Source organism: Bradyrhizobium sp. (genome assembly GCF_049581145.1).
GTDB lineage: Bacteria > Pseudomonadota > Alphaproteobacteria > Rhizobiales > Xanthobacteraceae > Bradyrhizobium.
This window is the reverse complement of the sequence record NZ_JBAURI010001013.1, coordinates 1-1,685: the sequence shown is the minus strand read 5'-3', so window position 1 is coordinate 1,685 and position 1,685 is coordinate 1. Positions and strand designations below refer to the sequence as shown.

Sequence of the window (1,685 nt, the reverse complement as noted above, 5' to 3'; positions counted from 1 at the left end):
ACGTGTGCAAGGGCAAGCGCTACAATCGCGAGACGCTGGACGTGCTGTTCCGCGGTAAATCGATCGCCGACGTGCTCGACATGACCGTCGAGGAGGCCGCCGAGTTCTTCAAGGCGGTGCCGCGCGTCCGCGAGACCTTCCAGACGCTTCATCGCGTCGGCCTCGACTACATCCATGTCGGCCAGCAGGCCACGACCCTCTCAGGCGGCGAAGCCCAGCGCGTCAAGCTTGCCAAAGAGCTCTCCAAGCGCGCCACCGGCCGCACACTCTACATCCTGGATGAGCCGACCACCGGCCTGCACTTTCACGACGTCAAGAAGCTGCTGGAGGTGCTGCACGAGCTGGTGTCGCAAGGCAACACGGTGGTGGTGATCGAGCACAATCTCGAAGTGATCAAGACCGCCGACTGGGTGATCGACCTCGGCCCCGAAGGCGGCGACGGCGGCGGCGAAATCGTCGCTTGGGGCCCGCCGGAGGACATCGTCAAGGCGCCGCGGAGCTACACCGGGAATTTTCTGGCGCCGGTGCTGAAGAAGGCCGGCAAGCCGGGAAAGAGCGGCCGGGGTGGCAGTGCGAGCGAGGCGGCGGAGTAATCGTTTGCCTGGTGGGCAGCCTAAAATTCCGCTGTGCTCGGATGCAGGTTTGCGGGCAAATGCCATATCTCCGACATGACCACCGCCGAAGACATCGAGAAAGCCGTTGAACAGCTTACCCCTCGCGAACTGGCGCGGTTTCGCGCCATGGTTCGAGGCGTTCGACGCGCAGCAGTTCAATGCTGCGATCGAACGAGACGCTCAGGCCGGCAAGCTGAACGCGCACGCGAATGAAGCCGTTGCCGAGCACCGCGCCGGATGCTCGCGCGAGTTGTGACGCACTTCGCTTCATCGAAAATTCTGGACTGCCTACGAGACGCTGCCGTTTCCGGTTCGGAAGTTGGCCGACGCCAACCACGCACTGCTCAAGCGCGATCCGCCCTATCCATCATTGCATTCTCATCCGCGACGGTGATCCGCAGATCGCGAATGCACGGCCTGCCGTGCATGCGGCCCGGGTCAATCGTTATTCTCGCCGTGAGCTCAGACATGGTGCACACTCCAGCCGACAACCGAGGGCGTGTCAGCCTCCCTAAGTCCTCAAAATATCCTCCACCCGCCTGCCTTCACTCCCCAACGCCATCCCCACCGAGCCTTTGTCTTCCCACCTGATGCCTTATTCGCTTGCGATTTTCGATCTCGACGGCACGCTGGCCGACAGCTTTCCCTGGTTCAAGCGCCATGTGAACGACGTCGCCGACCGCTTCAAATTCCGTCGGGTCGCCGAGGACGATATCGAGATGCTTCGGCACAGCGGCTCGCGCGAGATCCTGGCGCACCTCGAGGTGTCCAGATGGAAGCTGCCGCGGATCGCGCGCTACATGCGGCGGCTGAAGGCCGAGCAGATCGCCGAGATCGCCTTGTTCGAAGGGGCCGAGACGATGCTGCGCGCGCTGGCTGAGAGCGGCTTGCGACTGGCGCTGATCAGTTCGGACAGCGAGGCCAATGCGCGGCGACTGCTCGGCGAAACCGCCCCGCTGTTTTCGCATTTCGACTGCGCCGCCTCGATCTTCGGCAAGGCCGCCAAATTCCGCCGGGCGCTGCGGCGCACCGGCATCAGCGCGGCGCGGACGATCGCGATCGGCGATGAAG

The 1,685-nt window shown here is 63.7% G+C and carries 4 protein-coding genes; 2 read left to right on the top strand and 2 right to left on the bottom strand.

Annotated features, from left to right (window positions below; translation table 11 throughout):
- A partial coding sequence (locus WCB02_RS32890) for an ATP-binding cassette domain-containing protein (protein ID WP_423964935.1) occupies nt 1-593 on the top strand: 593 nt, incomplete at its 5' end.
- 115 nt (nt 594-708) lie between these two features.
- Here the strand turns inward: WCB02_RS32890 and WCB02_RS32885 are convergent.
- Together WCB02_RS32885 and WCB02_RS32880 are read right to left on the bottom strand one after the other, a co-directional pair.
- A complete protein-coding gene (locus WCB02_RS32885) occupies nt 709-885 on the bottom strand; it encodes a hypothetical protein (RefSeq protein WP_423964933.1) in 177 nt (58 codons plus the stop codon).
- A gap of 73 nt (nt 886-958) precedes the next feature.
- Entirely contained in the window at nt 959-1,084 is a 126-nt protein-coding gene (locus tag WCB02_RS32880) for a DUF433 domain-containing protein (RefSeq protein WP_423964930.1), read from the bottom strand.
- 120 nt (nt 1,085-1,204) lie between these two features.
- Here WCB02_RS32880 and WCB02_RS32875 point away from each other — a divergent pair.
- Nucleotides 1,205-1,685: HAD hydrolase-like protein (locus WCB02_RS32875; protein WP_423964928.1), on the top strand; the 481-nt coding region annotated here is incomplete at its 3' end.

Excerpts from the sequence above, each read along its gene's own strand:
- WCB02_RS32885 (WP_423964933.1), bottom strand. The coding sequence starts at position 885 with ATGAAGCGAAGTGCGTCACAACTCGCGCGAGCATCCGGCGCGGTGCTC.
- WCB02_RS32880 (WP_423964930.1), bottom strand. The coding sequence starts at position 1,084 with ATGTCTGAGCTCACGGCGAGAATAACGATTGACCCGGGCCGCATGCAC.